The organism is Gordonia sp. HS-NH1, from assembly GCF_001418765.1.
GTDB lineage: Bacteria > Actinomycetota > Actinomycetes > Mycobacteriales > Mycobacteriaceae > Gordonia.
This window is the reverse complement of the sequence record NZ_LIYC01000002.1, coordinates 144,053-168,438: the sequence shown is the minus strand read 5'-3', so window position 1 is coordinate 168,438 and position 24,386 is coordinate 144,053. Positions and strand designations below refer to the sequence as shown.

Below are 24,386 nucleotides of genomic sequence, written 5' to 3'. Positions count from 1 at the left end.
ACGGGTCCCGGCGGCTGAGCTGCCGGTGGCCCGTGTTCTGCCTGTTCTGGGACTCGCGCACCTCGATCGACCCTTCGACTATCTCATCGACGTCGACCAGGACGAGGCCGCGCAGCCCGGCGTGCGCGTCCGTGTGCGATTCTCCGGCCGTCTCGTCGACGGATACCTCCTCGAGCGGATCGACAAGAGCGATCATCCCGGCAAGCTGGGCTGGCTCGACCGTGTCGTGTCCGCCGAACCGGTCCTGACCCCGCAGCTGGCCACGCTGTGTCGCGCGGTGGCCGACCGGTACGCGGGCACCATGGGCGATGTCGTGCGCCTGGCGATACCGCCGCGGCACGCGCGCACCGAGAAGGAGACGACACCGGAACCGACCGCCGTCGTCGAGACCCCCGAACTCACCGACTGGCACCGGTACCCGCTCGCCGATTCCTACGTCGAGAACCTCGTCGACGGTCATCCTCGTGCCGTCTGGCAGGCCCTGCCGGGGGAGGACTGGCCACGGCGTCTCGCCGAACTCGCCGCAGCAACCCTCGCCGCCGGACGGGGGTGCATCCTCACCGTCCCCGATCAGCGAGATCTCGACCGCGTGTGGGCCGAGGTCGAGCCGTTGATCGGCGACCGCGGTGTCGCGCTGTCCGCCGGACTCGGACCCACCGCTCGCTACCGGCGATGGCTGGCCGTGCGTCGTGGCGCGGCGCAACTGGTGATCGGTACGCGCAGCGCGGTGTTCGCGCCGGTCGCCGATCTCGGGCTCGTCGTCGTCTGGGATGACGGTGACGACAGCATGTCGGACCCGCGGGCGCCTTATCCGCATCCCCGCGAGGTGGCGGTGCTGCGTTCCCATCACGAACGGTGTGGTCTCCTGCTCGGCGGTTTCGCCCGGACCGCCGAGGCACAGGCGCTGGTGGCGTCGGGCTGGGCACACGATCTCGTCGCCGACCGCGCGACCGTCCGCACCCGCAGCCCACGGGTCCAGGCCATCTCCGACGACGACCGCCAGATCGCCCGCGACCCCATGGCGAGGTCCGCACGCATCCCCGAAGTCGCGTTCGACGCGGCGCGGTCGGCGTTCGCCGCCGATCGTCCGGTGGTGTTCAGCGTGCCGCGGCGCGGCTATGTGCCGTCGCTGGCGTGCACGCGCTGCCGCGAACACGCGCGCTGTCGCGCCTGTCACGGTCCATTGCAGCTCGACTCCGACCAACGGCTGAGCTGTCGATGGTGCGGGCGCCCCGAGCGCTCCTTCCGCTGTCCGGAGTGCGGCAACACCTCGGTGCGCGCCACGGTCACCGGTGCGCGCCGGACCGCCGAGGAGCTGGGGCGCGCTTTCGCCGGTGTGCCGGTGCTGACCAGCGGAGGCGACACCATCCTCGACGAGATCGAACCCGGTGCACGGCTCGTGGTCGCGACACCGGGCGCCGAGCCGGTCGCGCCGGGCGGGTACGGCGCGGCGATCGTCGTCGACACGTGGGCGCAACTCGACCGTGCCGATCTGCGTGCCGAGGAGCATGCGGTCCGCCGCTGGATGGCGTTGGCCGCCATGGTCACGCCGCACGGTGACGGCGGTCGCGTGGTGATCGTCGCCGATTCCTCACTCGCACCCGTGCAGGCGCTGATCCGTTGGGACCCGGTGGGTTTCGCCTCCATCCAGCTTCGGCAACGAGTGGAGCTCGGGTTCCCGCCCGCCGTGACGATGGCATCGGTCGACGGACCGACCGGGGTGATCACCGACTTCGTCGAGCACCTGGAGTTGCCGACCGACGCCGACGTCCTCGGGCCCGTTCCGTTGCCGCCGGGGGTGCGCCCGCCGGCCGGCAGCGCCGAGTGGGAGGCCGCTCCGGACGACGAGATGGATCGCATCCTGGTGCGGTTGCCGCGCAAGCACGGACGCCTGCTGGCCGAGGCCCTTGTCGCCGGTCAGGTCCGGCGCAACACGCATCGGCAGACCGGGCCGATCCGGGTGCAGATCGACCCGCCTACGATCGGATGAATGCGCATCGTTTTCGCCGGGACCCCCGAGGTGGCCGTGCCGTCGTTGCAGGCCCTCATCGCCTCGTCGCATGAGGTGGTCGGGGTCATCACCCGCCCCGATGCCGTGTCCGGCCGCGGTCGCAAGGTGATGCGGTCTCCCGTCGGCCGGCTCGCCGACGAGCATTCGCTCGAGGTGATCACCCCGCAGCGGTTGTCGGAACCGGAGGTCGATGATGTTCTCCGGCGCTGGGCGCCCGACTGCGGGGCCGTCGTGGCCTACGGCGGGCTCGTGCCACCCGGGTTGCTCGACCTCCCGCAGCACGGCTGGATCAATCTGCATTTCTCGGTGCTGCCCGCCTGGCGCGGTGCGGCCCCGGTTCAGGCCGCGATCGCGGCCGGCGACGAGGTGACGGGAGCCAGCACGTTCCGGCTCGAGAAAGGCCTCGACACCGGCCCGGTCTTCGGCGTGCTGACCGAGACCATCCGACCCACCGACACCAGCGGTGACCTACTGGCACGCCTGGCCGACGCCGGTTCGGGACTCTTGCTGTCCACCCTCGACGGTCTGGAGGCCGGCGAACTCGCCCCCGAACCGCAGCCGACGACCGGGGTGAGCCATGCGCCGAAGGTCGAGGTCGACGACGCGCGGGTCCGGTGGGATCTGCCGGCGCACATCATCGATCGCCTGATCCGCGCATACACCCCCGCGCCCGGGCCGTGGACGAGTCTCGACGAGGCTCGGATCAAGGTCGGGCCGGTGTCGGTCGTCGCGTCGACCGAGGATCCCGGTCTGCCCGATGCGGTGCGGGACGGTGCGCTCGCGCCCGGTGTGCTCGCGGTCACCAAGAAGGCGGTCTTCGTCGGAACCGGTTCGCAGCCGGTCACTCTCGGCACCGTGCAGCCGCCGGGTAAGAAACCCATGCCCGCCGCCGACTGGGCGCGCGGTGCACGGCTGACCGACGGGACGGTCCTGCGATGAGCGGCAAGTTCCGGCAGAAGGATCTCGATCCCGCGCGTGTGGCTGCCCGCGACACCCTGCGCGCGGTGCGTGAACGTGATGCCTACGCCAATCTCGTCCTCCCGAAGATGCTGCGGGACAGGAAAATCGAAGGCCGCGACGCCGCCTTCGCCACCGAACTGGCCTACGGCGCCGCGCGGGCGCAGGGGTTGCTGGACGCAGTGATCTCCGCCGCGGCCCAACGGCCCGTCGCCGACATCGACGGCACTGTCCTCGACGTCCTGCGCCTCGGCACCTATCAGTTGTTGCGGACGAGGGTCGGCGCGCACGCGGCGGTGTCGACGTCGGTGGATCTGGTGCGCGCGGAAAACGGGATGGGGCCGTCGGGCTTCGTGAATGCGGTGCTGCGCAAGGTGTCGCAGAAGGACGAGGACCTGTGGGTGGACGAGCTCGCCCCGTCACCCGCGGACGATCTCATCGGTTACCTCGCCTTCCAGTACGCGCATCCGAGATGGATCGCGGAGGTGTTCCGTGATGCGCTCGGCGGCTCGGCGGGACAACTGCAGGCGGCGCTGGCCGCCGATGACGAGCGACCGCCGGTGCATCTGGTGGCCCGCCCCGGATTCATCACCGCCGAAGAACTCGCCCTCACGAGCGACGGTGAGGTCGGCGACTTCTCCCCGTACTGCGTGTATCTCCCGGGTGGTGATCCCGGTGACGTCGCGGCGATCCGCGAGGGGTACGCGGGCGTGCAGGACGAAGGCAGTCAGCTCGTCGCACGTGCGGTGACCGTGGCCGAGGTCGTCGATGACGGCGGGCGATGGCTCGACATGTGCGCCGGCCCCGGCGGGAAGGCCGCACTCATCGGTTCGCTCGCCGAGATCGACGGTGCCCGGCTCGACGCGGTCGAGGTGTCCGAGCATCGAGCCGGGCTGATCCGCAAGGTCGTGTCCGATCTGCCCGTGACCATCCATGTCGCCGACGCACGGTCGAGCGGACTCGACACCGGTTACGACCGGATTCTGCTCGACGCCCCGTGTTCGGGGCTTGGCTCGCTGCGCCGACGACCCGAATCCCGCTGGCGCCGGACCGCTTCCGACGTCGACGAACTCGTCGTTCTGCAGAAGCAGTTGCTGACCGAGGCCCTACGGTTGGTGAAACCCGGTGGCGTCGTGGTCTATTCGACCTGTTCGCCGCACCCGGCCGAGACCACCGCGGTGGTGGCCGACGTGGTGGCGTCGGTCGACGGCGCGCGCCAGCTCGATGCCCGCCCGCTCGTGACGGTCGGCAAGCTGGGCCCGGATCTGTTGGGCGAGGGCCCCCACGTACAGCTCTGGCCGCATGTCCACGGCACCGACGCCATGTTCCTGGCGGCGTTGACGCGGGACTAGCCGCCAGCTCGCGGTCTATCGGGTCACGGCGCTCGCTCCTGCGTAGTCCGCGACCGCCGGCGGTCCCACCGCCTCGTACTCGAGAATCATCAGATCTCCGGTCGTGGCGTGGTGTTCGGCCAGTCGGAAGCCGGTCCCGACCCTGTTGCGGCCGAACAGCGTTCGCCCGGAGCCCAACAGGGTGGGCGCAACCACGAGGCGCAGGGTGTCCACGACACCCGCCTCGAGAAGCGACGACGCCAGCGTCGCGCTTCCGTGGACCTGCAGCTCACGGTCGGAGTCTGTGCGCAGGTCCCGTATCGCGCCGATCGGGTCGTCGACCAGCAGTGTCGCCGGCTGCCATGCCAGATCAGTCTCGGTGAGTGAGCGGCTCACCACATACTTCGGCAGTCCGTTCATCCGCACCATGAACGGGTCGTCGGGATCGGTGATCGCGGGCCAGTCGCGGGCGAACGCCTCATAGGTGCGCCGTCCGAGAAGTAGCCCGTCGGCGAGATCGAGCCACCGCGACGCCTGGCGGATGAACTGCTCGTCCATGTGAGGCACCAGCCAACCGCCCGCGAGGAATCCGTTCGAGGTGTCCTCGTCGGTGGCACCGGGACCCTGGGTGACCCCGTCGAGTGTGATGAACTGCGTGATGGTGATCTTCACTGTGAGACTTCGCGTTCCACGAGCTCGGCAAGTGCGGCGGTGACCGAACCCCAGCCGTCGTAGAAGCCGAGTTCGTCGTGGCGGTCACGGTCAGACGGACTGCGATGGCGCACCACGACGTTGTACTCGGTTCCGTCCGCATGCTCGGCGAACGTGATCTCTGCGGTCATGGCGACGGGTGCTGGTTCGGCGGGACGCCACGAACTGTCGACGGCATTGGTGAACACCAGACGCTCGCGCACGTCCGCAACGAGGAAGACGGCATCCATGTGCGGGACGAAAGTGGTTCCGTCCTCGCTCATCCGGGTCACGAGCGCACCGCCGGGCGCGGGCTCGAGGCGGTCGACACGGGTGACCGTGGGGGCCGGAGTCCACCACTTGGCAAACTGATCGGGTTGAGTCCACGCGTCCCAGATACGTTGTCGCGGAGCGCGGATCACCCGGTGCAGGGTGAGGTCCAGTTCGGGGTCGATCATCATGTCTCCTCGGTGTCGGTGTCGGTGTCGGTGACGAAGTGTTCGAGTCGGTCGGTGCGTTCGGTCCAGACGGTCCGCTGATGGTCCAGCCAGGTGGACAACCGACGTAGACGGCGTCGGTCGAGCGTGCACATACGCGTGCGGCCCACCTTCTTGGTCAGAACCAGCCCGCTGTCCTCCAGTACGCGTAGGTGTTTCATGAAGGACGGCAGAGTGATGGGGAAGGGGTGGGCGAGTTCGCCGACGCTCGCCGGTCCGTGCCCCAGCCGCTCGACGACGGCGCGGCGCGTCGGGTCGGAGAGCGCGCCGAAGATGTCGTCCAAAGGGGCCGTACTATGTGCCATATGGCTAAGTGTTGCAGATCCCGTCACTGATCTCAATGGCTAAGTGAAAATATCTTTGGATGTGCTGTGGAAAGTGCCTCCTGAAACGCGCATACTTCGGTACTATCGAATGTATGAACGAGGCTAGGCCGGACACAAAGTCCTCCTTGGGAACCGACCATCTGCGATCGATCGTTGATGGTATGTCGGTGATGCCGGTTGGCCTCGACGAAGCGGAATCGGTAAGCCGACTCACTCTCCTCGAGGAGATCAAGTCGGCGTGCACGGCGGCTCAGGTGCGTGAGACGGCAAACCTCGACGACCTGCGTGCAGCGGATGAAGCCTCACGGAACATCCCAGAGCGCAGACGTGGTCGTGGACTGGCCGCCGAAGTGGGTTTGGCGCGGAAGGTTTCGCCGCGCAAGGGAAGCCAGTGCCTCGGGTTCGCCCGTGCGCTGGCGCACGAGATGCCGCATACCCTGGCGGCACTCACCACAGGAGTCCTCACGGAGTGGCGGGCGACGATCTTGGTGCGTGAGACCGCATACCTGACACGCGAATCGCGTGAAGAGATCGACCGTCGGATCTGCGGTGATCCCGTGGCGGTGGTCGGCGTGTCCGATCGTGAGATCGAGGTGCTGGCCAAGTCTCATGCCTATGGGTTGGAACCTGAAGCGGTCGTGGCTCGGAAGGCCAAGGCGGAGAAGGACCGTCACGTTACCGTCCGGCCTGCGCCCGACCTGATGACGCAGTTCTCGGCGCTTCTGCCGATGACAGACGGGATCGCGGTGTACGCCGCGCTCAAGAAGCACGCTGACGCCGTGTGCGGTTCCGATGACCGCTCGCATGCAGAAGTCATGGCCGACACTCTCGTGGAGCGTGTCACCGGTCGCTCGATTGCCGAGCCGACGCCGATCGCGCTGAATCTTGTTATGTCCGAGCAATCTCTGTTGGGTTTCGACGACTCGGCTGCGGACGTCCCCGGGTATGGACCCATCCCGGCGACCGTCGCGCGGCACCTGGTTGCCGATTCGGTGACACCTGGGGGCGAGACAGCGTCGACACTTCGCCGCCTGTATGCGCGACCGTCGGATGGATCGCTGGTGACGATGGAATCGCGATCGCGTGTCTTCCCGCCTTCACTCGCCGGTTACATCCGCCTGCGTGATCAACGATGCCGGACCCCGTACTGCGGTGCGCCGGTCGCCGAGATCGACCACGCCAGACCGCACCGTCGCAACGGCCCGACCAGCGCGGTCAACGCCGACGGAACGTGCGTGACCCACAACCGCGCCAAGGAGGCTCCCGGGTGGTTCTACGACGTCAGAGTCGTCGACGGGGTGCGCGTGATCGACGTGATCACCCCGACCGAGGCCCGACATCGGAGCGTGCCTCCGCCTGCGATCGGACACACGCCGGCAGCGCGGAGTGGTGTCGAGACTCGGCTGATCCAGATACTGGCCGCCTCCTGAGTGTGGATGACCGACGCACGGTGGGGCCGAGTCGTACTAAGTTGTTCGTCGTGGCGGTGTGCCACGACGAGGATTGCTGCAAACTCGGGGGTTTGTATGGCTGAGCGCTTTGGTGTCGAGGAACTGGGTGTCATCACGGGCGTCGGAGATGCGCTGGCTCGGTGTTCCTCGGAGACGCGCGCCCTGTGGACCGGGAAGTCCGCTTTCGGCGACGCCTCGAACGCGATGCCGGCCTCGGCCATCGGGGCTGCGTGCGCCGGCAAGGACGAGACCGTCCGGTCGCTGCTCGGCCGGGCGGCGGCGAGGATGGACCTGGTGTCGCAGACCTGCTACCAGGCAGCCGGCGAAGTCGCCGACACGGAGGAGTCGCTCGCCAGTGGTTTCCGCGCGATCAGCGAATTCTGATGTCGCGTCCATCGCGTTCCATCGTCAACGGCTGGGACCTGATGTCTCTCGATGCTGCGGCCAGTGCGCTCGATACGGCGGTGAATGACCTGGGGAGTCTGACCCAGCGGATGGCCGAAGCGCCGATGAGAGCCGGCGATTCCAGAGGATGGGTGGGGGCCTCCCAACTCGGGTGTGAGAGCCGCACCGACTCGGATCGAGCCGAGATCAACAAACTGGGGGCCGACCTCACGCACGCCGCCAACGTCTTGCGAAACACGTCGGCCGCGATCAGTCCGAATCGCACCACGGCGCTGGTCCGCGCGCTCGGCCTGGAACGCGACAAGTTCAGCGTTGCCGACGACTGGACGGTGCGCGACACCCGCGACTATGCGGCCGAGCTGAAGGGCGTGGAGGCGGGCAGCGCAACGGAGCGCGCGATTCTCGACGCTCAGGCCGCCCGAGCGGAGGAGGCGAAGACGGCGACGCTGTCGCTCCAGTCCCTGGCCGATCAGATGGGTGAGGACGATCGCAACGGGGCGAGAGTTCTCGCGGCAGCTTTTGGCGATGCCGAAGGTAATGCGCCACTCGCGTCAAGCTACTCACCGGGCCAGGCGAGCATCGATGTCCAGGCCATCATGAGTGGCACCGCCACCACCGAGCAGAAGGACCGTTTCTCCCGCGCGACCAGCCTGACCCCAGAGCAGCGAGCAGCACTCGCCCGCGGTGATTTCGCAGTCATCCCGAAGGAGCAGTTCGACTACCTGAAGGCGATTTACACACCGAGTTGGGGTGGCGGACCTCAAGGGCAGCCGCTGTCCCTCGGCGCCCTGGAGTCGTTCGGCGACAAGTACACCGGCGCAGAGCGAGAGACTTTGAAACAGAGTCTCGCTGACGGCGTGTATCTGCTGGGAAACCGACATCTGCGGACCGGCCAGACAGACTCGAACGTGTTCGCCGAGATCTGGGGGACGGATGCCCCGTTCGTGACCGGCGGGATGAGTCAACTCCCGGCGCCGATCCGGGACGCGCTGTCCGAAGCTGCTGCGAGTAGGGGACGACTGACGGTTCCGGACTCAGGCGCGCACTCCGGCGGCCACAGGTCGGTCACCGATCTGAAGACCTTCGCCGACCTCAAGTCGATCATGGGCATCTTGGAGCACCGCTCCGTCGACCCGCCGGGGGGTGCGTACGGCTCGGGGTCCGTGCAGTTGGGAAGCGACGTCGACCGGGCATTGATCGCGAGGGCCAGTGAGATTGCAGCTGCAGGCGCCACGGAATACGCGTCGAATCCAAGCATGTTGGACCACAACATCGTTGGCAAAAGCGAAGCCGAGGGCCTCCTCGTCGACATGCTCGGTGTCGCGGGCGCCGATCACATCGCGGTACATGATGCAGTGATGTCGGCAACCGGTAACCCGTCCAGCAGTTCGATGCCGACGACCTACGATCTCGGCGGCGCCGAACGGTCGTTCAAGGACGCAGAGGCCCTCAAGCATCTGTTGACGTTCGACTGGACTGATGAAGCGGGCAAGGACTCGGACGGAATCAACAGGCTGTTCAACTGGATGCCCGGTGCTGCCTACGCGCCTGATGGTAGTTCTCCCGAAGCGGTGCTCGAGAGCGAACGTGCCGGCAACATTTCGACCGCCCTTGCGCAGTACTTCGGCGACAACAAGGACGCGCTGATTGACATCGGAGACCGGAAACCGGCTCTGGGCGAACTCAACCCCGAGCTGACCCGCACGCTGGCCTCCGCGATCGGCTCGCACACTGCTGTTATGGCAGGCGCCGATCCACAGCTCTTTCACACGCATGGTGTGTCGGAAGTCGACGCGAGCGACTTGAAGTCGACCTTCGAAGTATTGAATTCGGATGCGACCGCAGGAAGAATCGTCAACTCTTTGACCGCCTTGCAGATCGATGTGATGCAACAGGAGTTCGGAAAAGACCCGCACGACTACGGGCTCGGTGAAGTCACCGGACGCCTCGAAGGAGCCATGATCGGCGGATTGGACGCGCACATCGAGGAAACAAAGGTCGACGGCCGGCACCTGGCTGCCTACGACGCCGCAGTCGTCGGCGCGATGTTCGACAGCGCGAAGGCGCTGCTGACGGCAGTTCCAGGTCTGGACCCGGCTGTGAAGGTCTTGATCGACGGCGTGGCGCCCCAGGCGAAGCTGGACTTGTCTGGCCTGCCGGTCGACCCGGATACGGTCAAGGCCGACCCGGAACTCCAACGGCTTCGGACCGAGTTGTTCGAAGACGAGATCAATCCGAACGCGAAGTACGTGCAGATCCTTGCGGGATACTTCGAGACCCATCCAGAACTCGCGGATCACCCTGAGTTTCGAAATCTGTTCTCGAGCGACGCCGATTTCGCCGAAATGAAGCGGACTGGTGTCATGGCTAGCGTCACTCAAGAAAGCGAGGCCGCAACGTTCATTCAGCAGAAACTCATGTCCGACATCAACTCTTTCGCGTTACGACACAACGAGAATCTGGAAGATGTATACAAACGGTAAGCGCATCGCAGGTCGCTCTGCCAGGCACAGTTATCGTCTGCGTCTGACGCCGGTGCTTCTTGTGGTCCTTGCGGTAGTCGGTTGTTCAATGGCTCCGTCGCACAATGAGCAGCCAACTAGCAGTTCTGCCGTCGCTCCTCCAGGAAAACGCTTGCCGCCTGGTCTGGATATGTCTTTCCGCTGGATTCCCACCAGCATGCTGGACCTTGCGAGTTCAGAGGGTACGTTTGTTCGCGCGTACACGGAGTCATTCGAGCTTGCCTTCGAGGGGCAGTCGATGGAATGGGGATATCCCGGCTTCGCGGCGGCATCGCCGCCAGGCACCGACGAGCGGATCCGCTTGGTAGCGAGCAACAGCCAGACAAGCAGAGTGGTAAACACACTTTTCCTGCGGCCACTGCGTCGCGAAGATATCGATGACCGCAGTCGGTTGACGATATGTCGCAGCGAGCTGTTGTCCATCGAGCAACGATCGGACGCTGGCGTCGAGTGGCGGAACATTGGTGACCCCTGGGCTTTTCCGATCACGATTGAGCTCGTACGCACGGGCGAGAGGTTGCCGCCTGCAGATCAGCACGGCTCCCAGATCACGCCTTCGACTTCGATGTTTGGCAGTTGGAGGGTGTCGTACTTCGACCGCTTGGGGGTTGGGCCGGAGAACCGCGCCGACGTCGTCGCGTGCAACGCTTTGCCGCCGAATCCCGACCTGCCGAGACTCGGGGTCGAGCCCGGTCCCGAGCCTTGGCCGGTACTGCCACCCACTCCCGGCTGGCCGGTCAACGGCCTCTGAGACTGCGGAGCTCTTTCGTCCGTACCGGAACCCGCGTCCTACACTTGTCGACCATGTGCACCGCCGGTTCCGCGCCCATGATCGCCCCGTCCATCCTGTCCGCGGACTTCGCGAATCTCGCGGCCGAGGCCGCTGCCGTGGCGCGGCCGGGCGAGACCCGGGCCGACTGGTTGCACGTCGACGTCATGGACGCACACTTCGTGCCGAACCTGACCCTGGGACTACCGATCGTCGAGAGCCTGCTGAAGGCAACCGACATCCCGCTCGACTGCCACCTGATGATCGAGAACCCGGAGCGGTGGGCGCCGCCGTACGCCGAGGCGGGGGCGCACAACGTCACGTTCCACGCCGAGGCCACCGAGAACCCGATCGGCGTCGCCCGTGACATCCGCGCCGCCGGGGCCAAGGCTGGGCTGTCGATCAAGCCGGGTACCGCGCTCGAGCCGTATCTGGAGATCCTGCGGGACTTCGACACCCTGCTGATCATGAGCGTCGAGCCGGGCTTCGGAGGTCAGAAGTTCATCCCGGAGGTTCTCGAAAAGGCCCGCGCCATCCGGAAGTTCATCGATTCCGAGGATCTGAGGCTTCTCGTCGAGATCGACGGCGGCATCAACGCCGACACGATCGAGGAGGCCGCGGAGGCCGGGATCGACTGCTTCGTCGCCGGATCGGCAGTCTACGGCGCCGACGATCCCGGACAGGCCGTCGCCGCACTCCGTGAGTCGGCCGCCACCGCACGGGCGCAGAGCCAGGCCTGACCCGATGGACATCGCCGGTGCCATGGAGCGCGCGATCAGCGCGTCCCGGGAGGCGATGGGGGTCAGCTCACCGAATCCGCCGGTCGGCGCTGTCATCCTCGCCGCCGACGGCACCCTAGCCGGCATCGGCGCGACCCAACCGCCCGGCGGACCGCACGCGGAGATCATGGCCCTGCGAGCCGCGGGCGACGCCGCGCGCGGCGGCACCGCGATCGTCACCCTCGAACCGTGCAACCACACCGGCAGGACCGGCCCGTGCGCGCAGGCACTCGTCGAGGCGGGTGTCGCCGAAGTCCACTACGCGGTGAGTGACCCGAACCCGGTCGCCGCCGGCGGCGCCGACACGCTGCGGGCCGCCGGGGTGCGCGTCACCGGGGGAGTCGCGGCCGACGACGTCGAGAACGGCCCGCTCCGCCCGTGGCTCACCCGGCAGCGTCTCGGGCGGCCGCACGTCACCGCGAAGATCGCCGCCGGAGTCGACGGCCGGATCGCCGCCCCCGACGGCACCAGCCAGTGGATCACCGGCCCGCAGGCCCGCGACCACGCGCACTCGCAGCGCGCTCGCATCGACGCCATCGTCATCGGCACCGGTACCGCGCTGGCCGACAATCCCACTCTCACCGCGCGCACAGCCGACGACACGTTGCACACGCACCAGCCCGCCCGCGTCGTCCTCGGTCACCGCGACCTCCCGGCCGACGCCCGTCTCCGAGACCCGGCGGGCGGCCCGCTGATCCGGGTCGAATCCCACGACCCGGCCGACGTGCTCGCCGCACTGCCGGACGCATTGTGGGTGCTGGTCGAGGGCGGACCGCACATCCTGGGGGCCTTCTTCGCGGCCGGACTCGTCGACGAGGTGCACGCCTACGTCGCCCCGCTGGTGCTGGGCGCCGGACGCGGCTCGGTGGAGATCCCGGGCGTGACCACCCTCACCGACGGCCTGCGGTTCCGCACGACGTCGGTGACGCGGCTCGGGGACGACGTCCTCCTGACACTGTCGCGACCCTCGACCGCCTCGCGTGAACGGTGAGCGGCACGACATGCCCGCGGCGCCTTTCGCTCACCGGAATCGCAATGCGACTGACATCTCGGACCGTGCTAGCGTCGATGTCACCAGTTCTCGGGGCGGGGTGAAACTCCCCACCGGCGGTGATGAGGGTGCGGTGGATCCGCATCGTCCAGCCCGCGAGCGCCTGCCACCAGGTAGGGACAGCAGATTCGGTGCGAATCCGAAGCCGACGGTCACAGTCCGGATGCGAGAGAACAGGCGACACGAGGCCGCCCTGTCTGCTCCGAGCGAGCAGGAGGAGTGCGTGTTCACCGGAATCGTGGAAGAACTCGGCGTCATCGCCGACCGCGAGGATCTCTCCGACGCCGCCCGATTCACCGTCCGCGGGCCCGTGGTCACCGCCGATGCCGGTCACGGCGACTCGATCGCCGTCAACGGCGTGTGTCTGACCGTCGTCGACCTCCGCCCAGGTGAGTTCACCGTCGATGTGATGGGCGAGACGCTGCGCCGGAGTTCGCTGTCCGACCTGGGTGCCGGCAGCACCGTCAATCTCGAGCGCGCCATGCCCGCCAACGGTCGTTTCGGCGGCCACATCGTGCAGGGACACGTCGACGGCACCGGGACGATCGCCGCGGTCAACCCGTCGGAGAATTGGACGGTCGTACGGATCGCGGTTCCCGCGAAGCTCACGCGCTACCTCGTCGAGAAGGGATCGATCACCGTCGACGGGGTGTCGCTCACCGTGTCGGCCGTCGGCGGGGCCGGCGACGACTCCTGGTTCGAGATCTCCCTGATCCCGACGACACTCAACGAGACCAACCTCGGCGCCGCCCGACCCGGCACCGTGGTCAACCTCGAGGTCGACGTCATCGCCAAGTACGTCGAGCGCCTCCACCTGGGTTCGGACACGACTGGTACTCCTGATGTTGCGGGGGCGAAATGAGCACAACGAGTGAGGTTCTGATGAGCGAGTCGTCGCGAGACGGTGAAGACGTGACCGCAGCTGAGGGCACCGGAGTCGCGTTCGACACGATCGAACGCGCCATCGCCGACATCGCGGCGGGCAAGGCCGTCGTCGTGGTCGACGACGAGGACCGCGAGAACGAGGGCGACCTGATCTTCGCGGCGGAGAAGGCGACCCCCGAACTGGTGGCGTTCATGGTGCGCTACACCTCCGGGTACCTGTGCGTCCCGCTCGACGGCGACGCGTGCGACCGGCTCGGTCTGCCCCCGATGTACTCGATGAACCAGGACAAACACGGCACGGCCTACACCGTGACCGTCGACGCCCGCGAAGGCATCGGCACCGGTATCAGTGCCGCCGACCGTGCCACGACGATGCGCCTGCTGGCCGATCCCGACGCTGCGGCGGCCGATTTCACCCGACCCGGTCACGTGGTTCCGCTGCGTGCGAAGGAAGGCGGCGTACTTCGCCGCCCGGGTCACACCGAAGCCGCGGTCGACCTCGCCCGTCTGGCCGACCTCTCGCCGGCCGGGGTGATCTGCGAGATCGTGAGCCAGAAGGACGTCGGCTCGATGGCGCAGACCGACGAGCTGCGGGTGTTCGCCGACGAACACGACCTCGCCCTGATCTCGATCGCCGACCTGATCGCCTGGCGCCGCCGCCACGAGAAGCACGTGGTCCGCGTCGCCGACGCCCGGATCCCCACCCGCCACGGCGATTTCCGCGCTGTCGGGTACTCCAGCGTCTACGACGACGTCGAGCATGTCGCGCTCGTCAAGGGCGACATCACCGGCGAAGCCGACGGTCACGATGTTCTCGTGCGCGTGCATTCGGAGTGCTTGACGGGCGACGTGTTCGGTTCACTCCGCTGCGATTGCGGGCCCCAGCTCGACGCGGCGATGGAGATGGTGGCCGACGAGGGCCGGGGCATCATCCTGTACATGCGCGGTCACGAGGGCCGTGGCATCGGGTTGTTGCACAAGCTGCAGGCCTATCAGCTGCAGGATGCCGGGTCCGACACCGTCGACGCCAACCTCGAGCTCGGCCTGCCCGCCGACTCGCGGGACTACGGACTCGGCGCACAGATCCTGGTCGACCTCGGGGTGCGGTCCATGCGCCTGCTGACCAACAATCCGGCGAAGCGCGTCGGCCTCGACGGGTACGGTCTGCACATCGTCGACCGGGTCCCGATGCCGGTGCGCGCCAACGCCGAGAACCTGCGCTACCTGCGTACCAAGCGCGATCGGATGGGCCACGACCTCGTCGGGCTCGACGATCACGCCCAGCCCACCGACGGCGCGTCCGAAGGAGCACCCGCATGAGCGGCCACGGAGAGCCGACCCTCGAACTCGCCGATGCCGGCACGCTGCGTCTGGCCATCGTCTCGTCGCAATGGCACGAGACCGTCTGCGGTGCACTCCTCGACGGCGCCATCCGGGCCGCACGCGACAACGGCGTGACCGAACCGACGATCGTGCAGGTCGCCGGCGCGATCGAGCTGCCCGTCATCGTGCAGGCGCTGGCCCGCACCCACGACGCGGTGGTGGCGCTTGGCGTCGTGATCAAGGGTGAGACACCGCATTTCGAGTACGTGTGCGACGCGGTGACCGCCGGTCTCACACGGGTGTCCCTCGACGAGTCGACACCGGTCGGCAACGGGGTGCTCACCGTGCTCACCGAGGACCAGGCGATCGCCCGTGCCGGGCTCCCGGGTTCGACGGAGGACAAGGGCGCACAGGCCACCGTCGCCGCGCTGGCGTCGGCGCTGACCCTGCGCGCGCTGCAGCGCGGCGAGACCCTCCCGGTGGCGGTCGGAGGAGCGTCGGCGTGAGTTCTGCGGACTCCCACCCGGCCGGCACCGACGCGGCCGGGTGGGACCTGGTGTACCGGCCCCGCAACCTGCCGCGATGGGCGATCGTGACAGCCGCGGTGGTGCTCGCGATCCACATCACGTTCGGCCTGCTGTTGACCATCGACGACGTCGGCGTCCGCAATCTGGGCGGCTCCGACCAGGTCGCGATCATCCTCATCGGCGTCCTGATCTCGGCGGCCATCCTGCTGTTCACCCGCCCGCGCCTGCGTGTCGGCGCCGCCGGGGTCGAGGTCCGCAACCTGGTCTCGGTGCGACTCTTCGAGTGGGACCGTGTTCTCGGTCTCACCTACCCGGAGAAGGGTTTCGGGGCGTGGCTGTTGTTCCCGGCCGACGAACACATCACCGTCCTGGCTGTTCAGGCCGGCGACGGCCAGCGCGCCATCGACGCGATGGGCCGGTTCCGCGAGCTGGAGGAGCGCTACCGCGGGACTGTCCGGCCCGGCCACTAGCCTGGAACACGTGGCCGACCCGACTACCTACCGCCCCGCGCCGGGGTCCATCCCGACCGATCCCGGGGTGTACAAATTCCGCGACGAGCATCGTCGCGTCATCTACGTGGGCAAGGCCAAGAATCTCCGGTCGAGGCTGACGTCGTACTTCGCCGACATCACCTCCCTGCATCCGCGCACCCGCCAGATGGTGACCACCGCCGCGTCGGTCGAATGGACCGTCGTCGGCACCGAGGTGGAGGCGCTGCAGCTCGAATACAACTGGATCAAGGAGTTCGACCCGCGCTTCAACGTCCGCTATCGCGACGACAAGAGCTACCCGATGCTCGCGGTCACGCTCAACGAGGAGTATCCCCGGCTGTTCGTCTACCGGGGCCCGCGCCGGCGCGGCGTGCGCTACTTCGGCCCGTACGCGCACGCCTGGGCGATCCGCGAGACGGTCGACCTGCTCACCCGGGTCTTCCCGGCCCGGACCTGCTCGGCCGGTGTGTTCAAACGGCATCGCCAGATCGACCGGCCGTGCCTGCTCGGTTACATCGACAAGTGTTCGGCCCCCTGTGTGGGGCGGGTGGACGCCGAGGAGCACCGGGAGATCGTCGAGGACTTCTGCGACTTCCTCGCCGGCCGCACCGACCTGATGATCCGCAGGATGGAACGGGACATGACCGTCGCCGCCGAGGAACTCGATTTCGAGCGCGCCGCACGGCTGCGCGATGACATCGGCGCGATGCGACGCGCGATGGAGAAGCAGGCGGTCGTGCTCGGCGACGGCACCACCGCCGACGTGATCGCCCTCGCCGGCGACCAGCTCGAGGTGTCGGTCCAGGTCTTCCACGTCCGCGACGGGCGGGTACGCGGTCAGCGCGGATGGGTTGTCGAGCGCAGCGACAACGGAACCGACGGCGATGTGGTGGGGGAGTTCGTCACCCAGTTCTACGGCGCCCAGGTCGATTTCGACGCCACGGTCGACGTCGGGACCGACCGGGCACACGGGGAGTCCATACCGCGCGAGGTGCTGGTCCCGGAGTTGCCCTCCGACGCCGAGGAACTCGAGGAGTGGCTGTCCGGTCTCCGGGGAAGCCGCGTGCGGCTGCGGGTTCCCCAGCGCGGCGACAAGAAGGCGTTGTTCGAGACCGTCGCCCGTAACGCGTCCGAAGCCCTTGCGCAGCACAAGCTCCGGCGCGCCGGCGACCTCACGACCCGTTCGGCGGCCCTCACCGAGCTGCAGGAGTCGCTGCTGCTCGATCAGGCACCGCTGCGCATCGAATGCGTGGACATCTCGCATGTCCAGGGCACCGACGTGGTCGCCTCGCTCGTCGTCTTCGAAGACGGCCTGCCGCGCAAGTCCGACTACCGGCACTACTCGATCCGCCATGCCGCCGGCGAGGGTCACTCCGATGACGTCGCGTCCATCGCCGAGGTCACGCGACGGCGGTTCCTGCGGCACCGTACCGACCGTGACGCACCGCCACCGGTGTCCGGGGAGATCAGCGCCGCCGCCGACACGCCGGCACAGCCGCGGAAGTTCGCCTACCCGCCGAACCTGTTCGTCGTCGACGGTGGTGCGCCGCAGGTCCACGCCGCGGCCGCGGTACTCGACGAGCTCGGCATCACCGACGTCTCGGTGATCGGGCTGGCCAAACGCCTCGAGGAGGTGTGGGTCCCCGGCGACGACGACCCGATGATCCTGCCGCGCAACAGCCAGGCCCTGTTCCTGCTGCAGCGAGTGCGTGATGAAGCCCATCGCTTCGCCATCACGTTCCACCGCAGCAAGCGCAGCAAGCGCATGACCGAGTCGGTGCTCGACGGCGTTCCCGGTCTGGGCCGAACCCGCCGCACCGCGCTGGTGACCCACTTCGGCTCGGTCGCACGCCTGCGTGAGGCATCCTTGGACGAGATATCCCAGGTACACGGAATCGGCCTCACCACGGCGCGCGCGGTCAAGTCCGCGCTCTCCGACGAGGCGCCGGTGCCGGAGCAGGCCCCGACCCCGGCCCCGGCGGAGGCCGAGAAGGAGATGACGGTGGCAACCGGTGACGCGGGACGAGGTGTCGATGAGTGACCACACCGAAGTGGAGGGCACGGTGACCGCGGAGCAGACCGGGACCGACTTCACCGTGCTGTTCGTGACGGGGATGTCCGGCGCGGGACGATCCACCGCGGCGAACGTGCTCGAGGACGACGGCTGGTACGTCGCCGACAACGTGCCGCCCTCACTGATCTCGACGATGGTCGGGATGGTGCGGGAGGACGATCCCTCGATCACGCGGCTCGCCATGGTGCTGCGCGCCTCCGACGACAACCTCGCCCACCAACTCGAGCAACTGCGGGACCGTCTCGAACAGTCCGGGATCCGCACCCGACTGCTGTATCTCGACGCCAGCGATCAGGTGCTGGTGCGCCGGTTCGAACAGGTTCGCCGCCGTCACCCGTTGCAGGGCAAGGAGACCCTCGTCGAGGGGATCGCCCGCGAGCGCGCGATCCTGGCCCCGATCAAGAACGTCGCCGACCTGGTGGTGGAGACCTCGGCGCTGACCGCGGCGAAGCTGCGCGCGATCGTCGAGGGCGTCGCGCCCGGCGACACCGAACCCCGCCTGTCGATCGTGGTGCAGTCGTTCGGCTTCAAATACGGGCTGCCCATCGACTCCGATCTCGTCGCCGATGTCCGGTTCCTGCCCAACCCGCACTGGATCGACGAGCTGCGCGACCACAACGGCCGGGAGGCGCCGGTCCGCGACTACGTGCTCGGTCAGCCGGACGCCGACGGGTTCCTCGACCTCTACACCGGACTGGTCTCGATCGTCGGTCGCGGGTATCTGCGAGAAGGCAAGCGCTACATGACGATCAGCGTCGGATGCACCGGTGGCAAGCACCGCAGTGTGGCCATCGCCGAGGAGTTGTCGGCTCGTCTGCGCCGCGCCGTCGACGACGCCGGGCTCGCGTCCTACGACGTACGGGTCATGCACCGCGACCTGGGGCGCGAATGAGTTCCGCCGAGCCGCGGATCGTCGCCCTCGGCGGCGGACACGGCCTCTACGCGACGCTGACCGCGATGCGCTACCTCAGTGCCGACATCACCGCGGTGGTCACCGTCGCCGACGACGGGGGATCGTCGGGGCGACTGCGTGCCGAACTCGGACTCATCCCACCCGGTGACCTGCGAATGGCGCTCGCCGCGTTGATGAGTACCCCCGAGGGGCTCGAGGATGCACAGCCCGCCGATCCGGTCGTCCGCCGCCGCCACGAACTGTGGGCCGAGGTCCTCCAGCACCGATTCGGCGGCCGCGGGGCCCTGGCCGGACATCCCATCGGCAACCTGCTCCTCGCCGGACTCACCGAGGTGCTCGGCGACACGGTCGGTGCGCTCGCGGAGTTGCGGGCGATCTTCGGCATCACGGGGCACGTGCTGCCCATGTCGACCGTGCCGCTCGACATCGAGGCCGACGTCTCGGGACTCGAGGCCGATCCGCGCATCAGCCGTGAGATCCGTGGGCAGGTCGCGGTCGCCACCACCCCCGGCAAGGTGCGTCGTGTTCGGCTGCTGCCGGACGATCCGCCGGCCTGCGAATCGGCCCTCGCGGCAATCGAATCGGCCGATCTGGTGATGTTGGGCCCGGGCTCGTGGTTCTCGAGCGTGATCCCGCACGTCCTGGTGCCCGAGCAGTTGAAGGCCTTGCAGCGCAGCCGTGCTCGCAAGGTGCTCGTGGTCAACCTGGCTCCCGAGCCGGGGGAGACCCCCGGGTTCTCGGTCGAGCGACACCTCCACGTGCTGCACGCCCACGCGAACACGTTCCGCGTCGACCATGTCCTCGTGGACGCGTCGTCGGTCCCGGCCGGGCGTGAACGTGATCACCTCGAGCGTGCGGCCGGATTGTTCGGCGCGGAGCTGAATGTCGGGGACGTCGCGGTGCCCGGCCGTCAGGTCCATGACCCGGCGAAAGTCGCCGCCGTGGTGAACGAACTGTGCGAAGGTGAATTGACCCGTTACTCTGGCCGAGCGGACGCCTGACCCGGGCGATGTTCCGCGACTTTCTCGAGGGACGTGTGGTCTGTTGACAGGAGGACAGGTACCGGTGGCGATGACGGCGGCGGTGAAGGACGAACTCAGTCGCCTGTCGGTGACTCAGGTGAGTTGTCGGAGAGCCGAGGTGTCGGCATTGCTGCGTTTCGCCGGCGGCCTGCACATCGTCGCGGGTCGCGTGGTGGTCGAGGCCGAGGTGGACATGGGCAACGTGGCGCGTCGCTTGCGCCGCGAGATCCACGACCTCTACGGCTATGCCTCGGATGTCCACGTCCTGCGCGGCGGTGGACTCCGGAAATCGGCGCGCTACATCGTGCGGATCACCAAGGACGGCGAAGGCCTGGCACGGCAGACCGGATTGCTCGACCTGCGCGGCCGGCCGGTGCGCGGACTGCCCGCACAGGTCGTCGGCGGCAGCGTCGCCGACGCCGAGGCCGCCTGGCGCGGAGCGTTTCTCGCGCACGGCTCGCTCACCGAACCCGGTCGGTCGTCGGCTCTGGAGGTCAGCTGTCCCGGACCGGAGGCGGCACTCGCCCTGGTCGGCGCGGCCCGGAGGCTCGGTGTCACGGCCAAGGCGCGCGAGGTCCGCGGCGCCGACCGGGTCGTCATCCGCGACGGCGAGGCCATCGGCGCGTTGCTGACCCGCATGGGTGCCCACGACACGAGGCTCGTCTGGGAAGAACGCCGCATGCGGCGGGAGGTCCGCGCCACCGCCAACCGCCTCGCCAACTTCGACGACGCGAACCTGCGTCGATCGGCGCGCGCGGCCGTCGCGGCCGCAGCCCGGGTGGAACGCGCGCTGGACATCCTCGGCGACGAGGTGCCCGACCATCTCATCGCGGCTGGGCAGCTTCGCATCACGCACCGGCAGGCGTCTCTCGAGGAGCTCGGTCAGCTCGCCGACCCGCCGATGACCAAGGACGCCGTCGCCGGACGGATCCGCCGGCTGCTGTCGATGGCCGACAAGAAGGCCCGCCAGGACGGGATCCCCGACACCGAGTCCGCGGTCACCTCCGAGCTGCTCGACGAGGCCTGAGACCCGCACCGGAGCACCACCGGCGTGCGTGACCCGGACCTGCGGTGTGCCGAGCGCAGGGTCGCCTACTAGGCTGGTGGCGACGTGCGCGGAGGCGTGACCACTCAGGTGTGCTCTCGCCGACCGCGCACGCGCGGCCAGACAGGGCTTGACCACCAGGCCCGACCATGAATACCGCTAAGGAGCACAACTGTGACTGTTCGGGTAGGCGTCAACGGATTCGGCCGGATCGGCCGCAACTTCTTCCGCGCCGTCGAAGCGCAAAAAGCTTTGGGCACCACCGACATCGAGATCGTCGCGGTCAACGACCTGACCGACAACGCGACCCTCGCGCACCTGCTGAAGTTCGACTCCATCCTCGGTCGCCTCTCCGACGACGTCTCCCTCGAGGGCGACGACACCATCGTCGTCGGCGAGCAGAAGATCAAGGCCCTCGAGGTCAAGGAAGGCCCGGCCGCGATCCCGTGGGGCGACCTGGGCGTCGACGTGGTCGTCGAGTCGACCGGTATCTTCACCGCGCGCGCCAAGGCGCAGGGACACCTCGATGCCGGCGCCAAGAAGGTCATCATCTCCGCCCCGGCGTCGGATGAGGACATCACGATCGTGATGGGCGTCAACGACGACAAGTACGACGGCAGCCAGAACATCATCTCCAACGCCTCGTGCACCACCAACTGCCTCGGCCCGCTGGCGAAGGTCCTCAACGACGAGTTCGGCATCGTCAAGGGCCTCATGACCACGATCCACGCCTACACCCAGGACCAGAACCTGCAGGACGGCCCGCACAAGGACCTGCGTCGCGCGCGCGCCGCGGCCATCAACATCGTGCCGACCTCGACCGGTGCCGCCAAGGCCATCGGCCTGGTCCTCCCGGAGCTGAAGGGCAAGCTCGACGGCTACGCGCTGCGTGTCCCGATCCCCACCGGTTCGGTCACCGACCTCACCGCACAGCTGTCGAAGACCGCCACCGCCGACGAGATCAACGCAGCGCTCAAGGCAGCTGCCGACGGTCCGCTCAAGGGCATCCTCAAGTACTACGACGCGCCGATCGTCTCGTCCGACATCGTCACCGACCCGCACAGCTCGCTGTTCGACGCCGGCCTGACCAAGGTGATCGACGACCAGGCCAAGGTCGTGTCCTGGTACGACAACGAGTGGGGCTACTCCAACCGCCTCGTCGACCTCATCGGTCTCGTCGGCAAGTCGCTCTGATCCACCCCCAACGACTTTAGGAGTCAACGCCTCATGGGTGTTCCCACTCTGAAAGACCTTCTGGAGGAAGGTGTTTCGGGCAGGGGTGTGCTGGTCCGGTCGGATTTCAACGTCCCGCTCGACGGGTCGACGATCACCGATCCGGGTCGCATCCTCGCGTCCCTGCCGACGCTCAACGCGCTCATCGACGCCGGTGCGAAGGTGATCATCACCGCGCACCTGGGTCGTCCGAAGGGCGAGCCGGACCCGGAGTTCTCGCTGGCCCCGGTCGCCGCCCGGCTCGGCGAGGAACTCGGCCGCAACGTGCAGCTCGCCGGTGACGTCGTCGGAACCGACGCGCTGGCACGCGCGGAAGGGCTCACCGACGGCGACGTCCTGCTGCTGGAGAACATCCGCTTCGATCCGCGGGAGACCTCCAAGGACGATGCCGAACGCGAGGCGCTCGCCAAGGCGCTCGTCGAGCTCGTCGGCGATGACGGCGCGTTCGTCTCCGACGGTTTCGGAGTGGTGCACCGCAAGCAGGCCTCGGTCTACGACGTCGCCAAGCTGCTCCCGCACTACGCGGGTGAGCTCGTCGCCGCCGAGGTCGAGGTGCTGTCGAAGCTCACCGACGAGGTCACGCGTCCCTACGCCGTCGTCCTCGGCGGCTCGAAGGTCTCGGACAAGCTCGGCGTCATCGAGGCCTTGGCACCCAAGGTCGACACCCTGGTCATCGGCGGCGGAATGGCGTTCACGTTCCTTGCCGCGCAGGGGTATTCGGTCGGCACCTCGCTCCTGCAGGAAGATCAGATCGATGTCTGCAAGAGCCTGCTCGAGCGGTTCGGCGACGTCATCCACCTGCCCGTCGACGTCGTGGTGGCCGACAAGTTCGCCGCCGACGCCGAGTCGGACACGGTGGCCTCCGACGCGATTCCGGACGGCTGGATGGGACTCGACATCGGGCCGGAGTCGGTGAAGCGGTTCGCCGCGGTGCTGTCCGGTGCCAAGACCATCTTCTGGAACGGTCCGTCGGGGGTGTTCGAGTTCGAGAAGTTCTCGTCGGGCACCCGCGGTGTCGCCGAGGCCATCGCCGGCGCGACCGGGAACGGCGCGTTCACCGTGGTCGGTGGCGGCGACTCGGCCGCCGCGGTGCGCACGCTCGGCCTGCCCGACTCCGACTTCTCGCACATCTCCACCGGAGGTGGCGCGTCGCTGGAGTACCTCGAGGGCAAGGAACTGCCCGGTCTCAAGGTCCTGGAGAGCTGAACCATGGCACAGCGTAAGCCGCTCATCGCGGGCAACTGGAAGATGAACCTGAACCATCTCGAGGCGATCGCGCTGGTGCAGAAGATCGCGTTCGCGCTGCCGGCGAAGTACTTCGACAAGGTCGACGTGACGGTGATCCCGCCGTTCACCGACATCCGCAGCGTGCAGACTGTCGTCGACGGGGACAAGCTGCTGCTCACCTACGGTGCGCAGGATCTGTCCGCACACGACTCGGGTGCCTATACGGGCGAGATCAGCGGCGCGTTCCTCGCGAAGCTCGGCTGCACGTTCGTGGTCGTCGGGCACTCCGAGCGGCGCACGCTGCACGGTGAGACCGACGAGGTCGTGCTCGCGAAGACCAAGGCCGCCCTCAAGCACGAGCTCACGCCGATCGTGTGCATCGGCGAGGGTCTCGACGTCCGCGAGGCCGGCGAGCACGTGGCGTACAACGTCGCGCAGCTCAAGGGCTCGCTCGCCGGTCTGTCCGCCGCCGAGATCGCCAAGACCGTCATCGCCTACGAGCCGGTCTGGGCGATCGGCACCGGTCGGGTGGCCGGCGCGGACGACGCCCAAGAGGTGTGCAAGGCCATCCGCGATGCCCTGGTGGACATCGCCGACGCCGACACCGCGGCATCGGTGCGCATCCTCTACGGCGGATCGGTCAACGCCAAGAATGTCGGCGACCTGGTCGGACGGCCGGACGTCGACGGCGCGCTGGTGGGCGGGGCCTCGCTGAAGTCCGACGAGTTCGCGACGCTGTCGGCGATCGCCGCGGGTGGCCCCTTGCCCTGACGGGTCATACCCACGCGTACACTGTGGCAGGTTGGCCTCGAGTCGATGCGATTCACGTCGTCTCGATCGGGGGCCGGCCTGCCACA

23 protein-coding genes and 1 riboswitch are annotated in these 24,386 nt (G+C 68.0%); of the genes, 20 read left to right on the top strand and 3 right to left on the bottom strand.

Features of this window, described 5'->3' with window-relative positions; genetic code table 11:
• The first annotated feature begins 25 nt into the window (after positions 1-25).
• From AMD30_RS02580 to AMD30_RS02570, 3 genes are read left to right on the top strand one after another with little or no spacing between them, the layout of a single operon-like run.
• The gene (locus tag AMD30_RS02580; RefSeq protein WP_014926648.1) at positions 26-1,990 is read left to right on the top strand and encodes a primosomal protein N'; all 1,965 of its coding nucleotides are present in this window, start codon (positions 26-28) and stop codon (positions 1,988-1,990) included.
• Entirely contained in the window at positions 1,991-2,950 is a 960-nt protein-coding gene (fmt, locus tag AMD30_RS02575) for a methionyl-tRNA formyltransferase (protein ID WP_055474633.1), read from the top strand.
• Positions 2,947-4,320 (top strand): RsmB/NOP family class I SAM-dependent RNA methyltransferase, encoded by a 1,374-nt coding sequence (locus AMD30_RS02570; RefSeq protein WP_055474632.1) that lies wholly within the window; start codon positions 2,947-2,949, stop codon positions 4,318-4,320. Before fmt ends, AMD30_RS02570 begins: the two co-directional genes overlap by 4 nt.
• Before the next feature lie 15 nt (positions 4,321-4,335).
• On the opposite strand, the gene AMD30_RS02565 is transcribed toward AMD30_RS02570, so the two are convergent.
• From AMD30_RS02565 to AMD30_RS02555, 3 genes are read right to left on the bottom strand one after another with little or no spacing between them, the layout of a single operon-like run.
• Positions 4,336-4,971 carry a dihydrofolate reductase family protein gene (locus AMD30_RS02565; RefSeq protein ID WP_055474631.1) on the bottom strand — a complete coding sequence of 212 codons (636 nt, stop codon included), beginning with the start codon at positions 4,969-4,971 and terminating at the stop codon, positions 4,336-4,338.
• Entirely contained in the window at positions 4,968-5,447 is a 480-nt protein-coding gene (locus AMD30_RS02560; protein WP_010840985.1) for an SRPBCC domain-containing protein, read from the bottom strand. Before AMD30_RS02560 ends, AMD30_RS02565 begins: the two co-directional genes overlap by 4 nt.
• A complete protein-coding gene (locus AMD30_RS02555) occupies positions 5,447-5,791 on the bottom strand; it encodes an ArsR/SmtB family transcription factor (protein WP_035716965.1) in 345 nt (114 codons plus the stop codon). Before AMD30_RS02555 ends, AMD30_RS02560 begins: the two co-directional genes overlap by 1 nt.
• Before the next feature lie 191 nt (positions 5,792-5,982).
• Here AMD30_RS02555 and AMD30_RS02550 point away from each other — a divergent pair, with 191 nt between their 5' ends.
• The 17 genes from AMD30_RS02550 (at position 5,983) to tpiA (ending at position 24,300) form a co-directional block, all read left to right on the top strand.
• Entirely contained in the window at positions 5,983-7,242 is a 1,260-nt protein-coding gene (locus AMD30_RS02550; protein WP_197282735.1) for a DUF222 domain-containing protein, read from the top strand.
• 96 nt (positions 7,243-7,338) lie between these two features.
• Entirely contained in the window at positions 7,339-7,647 is a 309-nt protein-coding gene (locus AMD30_RS02545; RefSeq protein ID WP_055474629.1) for a hypothetical protein, read from the top strand.
• A complete protein-coding gene (locus tag AMD30_RS02540; protein WP_055474628.1) occupies positions 7,647-10,151 on the top strand; it encodes a TPR repeat region-containing protein in 2,505 nt (834 codons plus the stop codon). Before AMD30_RS02545 ends, AMD30_RS02540 begins: the two co-directional genes overlap by 1 nt.
• Before the next feature lie 169 nt (positions 10,152-10,320).
• Complete coding sequence (locus tag AMD30_RS02535) at positions 10,321-10,941, top strand: hypothetical protein (protein ID WP_084817181.1); 621 nt, start codon at positions 10,321-10,323, stop codon at positions 10,939-10,941.
• A gap of 53 nt (positions 10,942-10,994) precedes the next feature.
• Positions 10,995-11,699 (top strand): ribulose-phosphate 3-epimerase, encoded by a 705-nt coding sequence (gene rpe / locus AMD30_RS02530; RefSeq protein WP_055474626.1) that lies wholly within the window; start codon positions 10,995-10,997, stop codon positions 11,697-11,699.
• 4 nt (positions 11,700-11,703) lie between these two features.
• Positions 11,704-12,729 (top strand): bifunctional diaminohydroxyphosphoribosylaminopyrimidine deaminase/5-amino-6-(5-phosphoribosylamino)uracil reductase RibD, encoded by a 1,026-nt coding sequence (gene ribD / locus AMD30_RS02525; protein WP_055474625.1) that lies wholly within the window; start codon positions 11,704-11,706, stop codon positions 12,727-12,729.
• An 82-nt stretch (positions 12,730-12,811) separates the two neighbouring features.
• A riboswitch (FMN riboswitch) is annotated at positions 12,812-12,968 on the top strand.
• 44 nt (positions 12,969-13,012) lie between these two features.
• Positions 13,013-13,651, top strand: a complete 639-nt coding sequence (locus AMD30_RS02520) for a riboflavin synthase (protein ID WP_010840992.1) — start codon at positions 13,013-13,015, stop codon at positions 13,649-13,651.
• A 20-nt stretch (positions 13,652-13,671) separates the two neighbouring features.
• Positions 13,672-14,994: a bifunctional 3,4-dihydroxy-2-butanone-4-phosphate synthase/GTP cyclohydrolase II gene (locus AMD30_RS02515; protein WP_010840993.1), complete on the top strand. Its 1,323-nt coding sequence runs from the start codon at positions 13,672-13,674 to the stop codon at positions 14,992-14,994.
• Positions 14,991-15,503 carry a 6,7-dimethyl-8-ribityllumazine synthase gene (ribH, locus tag AMD30_RS02510; protein ID WP_010840994.1) on the top strand — a complete coding sequence of 171 codons (513 nt, stop codon included), beginning with the start codon at positions 14,991-14,993 and terminating at the stop codon, positions 15,501-15,503. Before AMD30_RS02515 ends, ribH begins: the two co-directional genes overlap by 4 nt.
• Positions 15,500-15,994, top strand: coding sequence for a PH domain-containing protein (locus AMD30_RS02505; RefSeq protein WP_010840995.1), 495 nt, complete (start codon positions 15,500-15,502; stop codon positions 15,992-15,994). Before ribH ends, AMD30_RS02505 begins: the two co-directional genes overlap by 4 nt.
• A 10-nt stretch (positions 15,995-16,004) precedes the next feature.
• Positions 16,005-18,056: an excinuclease ABC subunit UvrC gene (gene uvrC, locus AMD30_RS02500; protein WP_055474624.1), complete on the top strand. Its 2,052-nt coding sequence runs from the start codon at positions 16,005-16,007 to the stop codon at positions 18,054-18,056.
• Positions 18,049-18,981, top strand: a complete 933-nt coding sequence (gene rapZ, locus AMD30_RS02495) for an RNase adapter RapZ (RefSeq protein WP_055474717.1) — start codon at positions 18,049-18,051, stop codon at positions 18,979-18,981. The genes uvrC and rapZ overlap by 8 nt, the downstream gene beginning before the upstream one ends.
• Entirely contained in the window at positions 18,978-20,003 is a 1,026-nt protein-coding gene (locus AMD30_RS02490) for a gluconeogenesis factor YvcK family protein (protein ID WP_055474623.1), read from the top strand. Before rapZ ends, AMD30_RS02490 begins: the two co-directional genes overlap by 4 nt.
• A 70-nt stretch (positions 20,004-20,073) precedes the next feature.
• Complete coding sequence (gene whiA, locus AMD30_RS02485) at positions 20,074-21,051, top strand: DNA-binding protein WhiA (RefSeq protein ID WP_174316851.1); 978 nt, start codon at positions 20,074-20,076, stop codon at positions 21,049-21,051.
• A 192-nt stretch (positions 21,052-21,243) separates the two neighbouring features.
• Positions 21,244-22,263 carry a type I glyceraldehyde-3-phosphate dehydrogenase gene (gene gap, locus AMD30_RS02480; RefSeq protein WP_010840999.1) on the top strand — a complete coding sequence of 340 codons (1,020 nt, stop codon included), beginning with the start codon at positions 21,244-21,246 and terminating at the stop codon, positions 22,261-22,263.
• Between the two features lie 33 nt (positions 22,264-22,296).
• Positions 22,297-23,508: a phosphoglycerate kinase gene (locus AMD30_RS02475; RefSeq protein WP_014926664.1), complete on the top strand. Its 1,212-nt coding sequence runs from the start codon at positions 22,297-22,299 to the stop codon at positions 23,506-23,508.
• 3 nt (positions 23,509-23,511) lie between these two features.
• The gene (gene tpiA / locus AMD30_RS02470) at positions 23,512-24,300 is read left to right on the top strand and encodes a triose-phosphate isomerase (RefSeq protein ID WP_055474622.1); all 789 of its coding nucleotides are present in this window, start codon (positions 23,512-23,514) and stop codon (positions 24,298-24,300) included.
• Positions 24,301-24,386: the final 86 nt, after the last annotated feature.

Coding starts and splice junctions, on each gene's coding strand:
- rpe (WP_055474626.1), top strand. CDS start 10,995: ATGTGCACCGCCGGTTCCGCGCCCATGATCGCCCCGTCCATCCTGTCC.
- AMD30_RS02490 (WP_055474623.1), top strand. CDS start 18,978: ATGAGTTCCGCCGAGCCGCGGATCGTCGCCCTCGGCGGCGGACACGGC.
- AMD30_RS02545 (WP_055474629.1), top strand. CDS start 7,339: ATGGCTGAGCGCTTTGGTGTCGAGGAACTGGGTGTCATCACGGGCGTC.
- AMD30_RS02540 (WP_055474628.1), top strand. CDS start 7,647: ATGTCGCGTCCATCGCGTTCCATCGTCAACGGCTGGGACCTGATGTCT.
- AMD30_RS02555 (WP_035716965.1), bottom strand. CDS start 5,791: ATGGCACATAGTACGGCCCCTTTGGACGACATCTTCGGCGCGCTCTCC.
- AMD30_RS02535 (WP_084817181.1), top strand. CDS start 10,321: ATGTCTTTCCGCTGGATTCCCACCAGCATGCTGGACCTTGCGAGTTCA.
- rapZ (WP_055474717.1), top strand. CDS start 18,049: ATGAGTGACCACACCGAAGTGGAGGGCACGGTGACCGCGGAGCAGACC.
- AMD30_RS02560 (WP_010840985.1), bottom strand. CDS start 5,447: ATGATCGACCCCGAACTGGACCTCACCCTGCACCGGGTGATCCGCGCT.
- ribH (WP_010840994.1), top strand. CDS start 14,991: ATGAGCGGCCACGGAGAGCCGACCCTCGAACTCGCCGATGCCGGCACG.
- AMD30_RS02550 (WP_197282735.1), top strand. CDS start 5,983: ATGCCGGTTGGCCTCGACGAAGCGGAATCGGTAAGCCGACTCACTCTC.
- AMD30_RS02570 (WP_055474632.1), top strand. CDS start 2,947: ATGAGCGGCAAGTTCCGGCAGAAGGATCTCGATCCCGCGCGTGTGGCT.
- fmt (WP_055474633.1), top strand. CDS start 1,991: ATGCGCATCGTTTTCGCCGGGACCCCCGAGGTGGCCGTGCCGTCGTTG.
- whiA (WP_174316851.1), top strand. CDS start 20,074: ATGACGGCGGCGGTGAAGGACGAACTCAGTCGCCTGTCGGTGACTCAG.
- AMD30_RS02475 (WP_014926664.1), top strand. CDS start 22,297: ATGGGTGTTCCCACTCTGAAAGACCTTCTGGAGGAAGGTGTTTCGGGC.
- ribD (WP_055474625.1), top strand. CDS start 11,704: ATGGACATCGCCGGTGCCATGGAGCGCGCGATCAGCGCGTCCCGGGAG.
- tpiA (WP_055474622.1), top strand. CDS start 23,512: ATGGCACAGCGTAAGCCGCTCATCGCGGGCAACTGGAAGATGAACCTG.
- AMD30_RS02515 (WP_010840993.1), top strand. CDS start 13,672: ATGAGCGAGTCGTCGCGAGACGGTGAAGACGTGACCGCAGCTGAGGGC.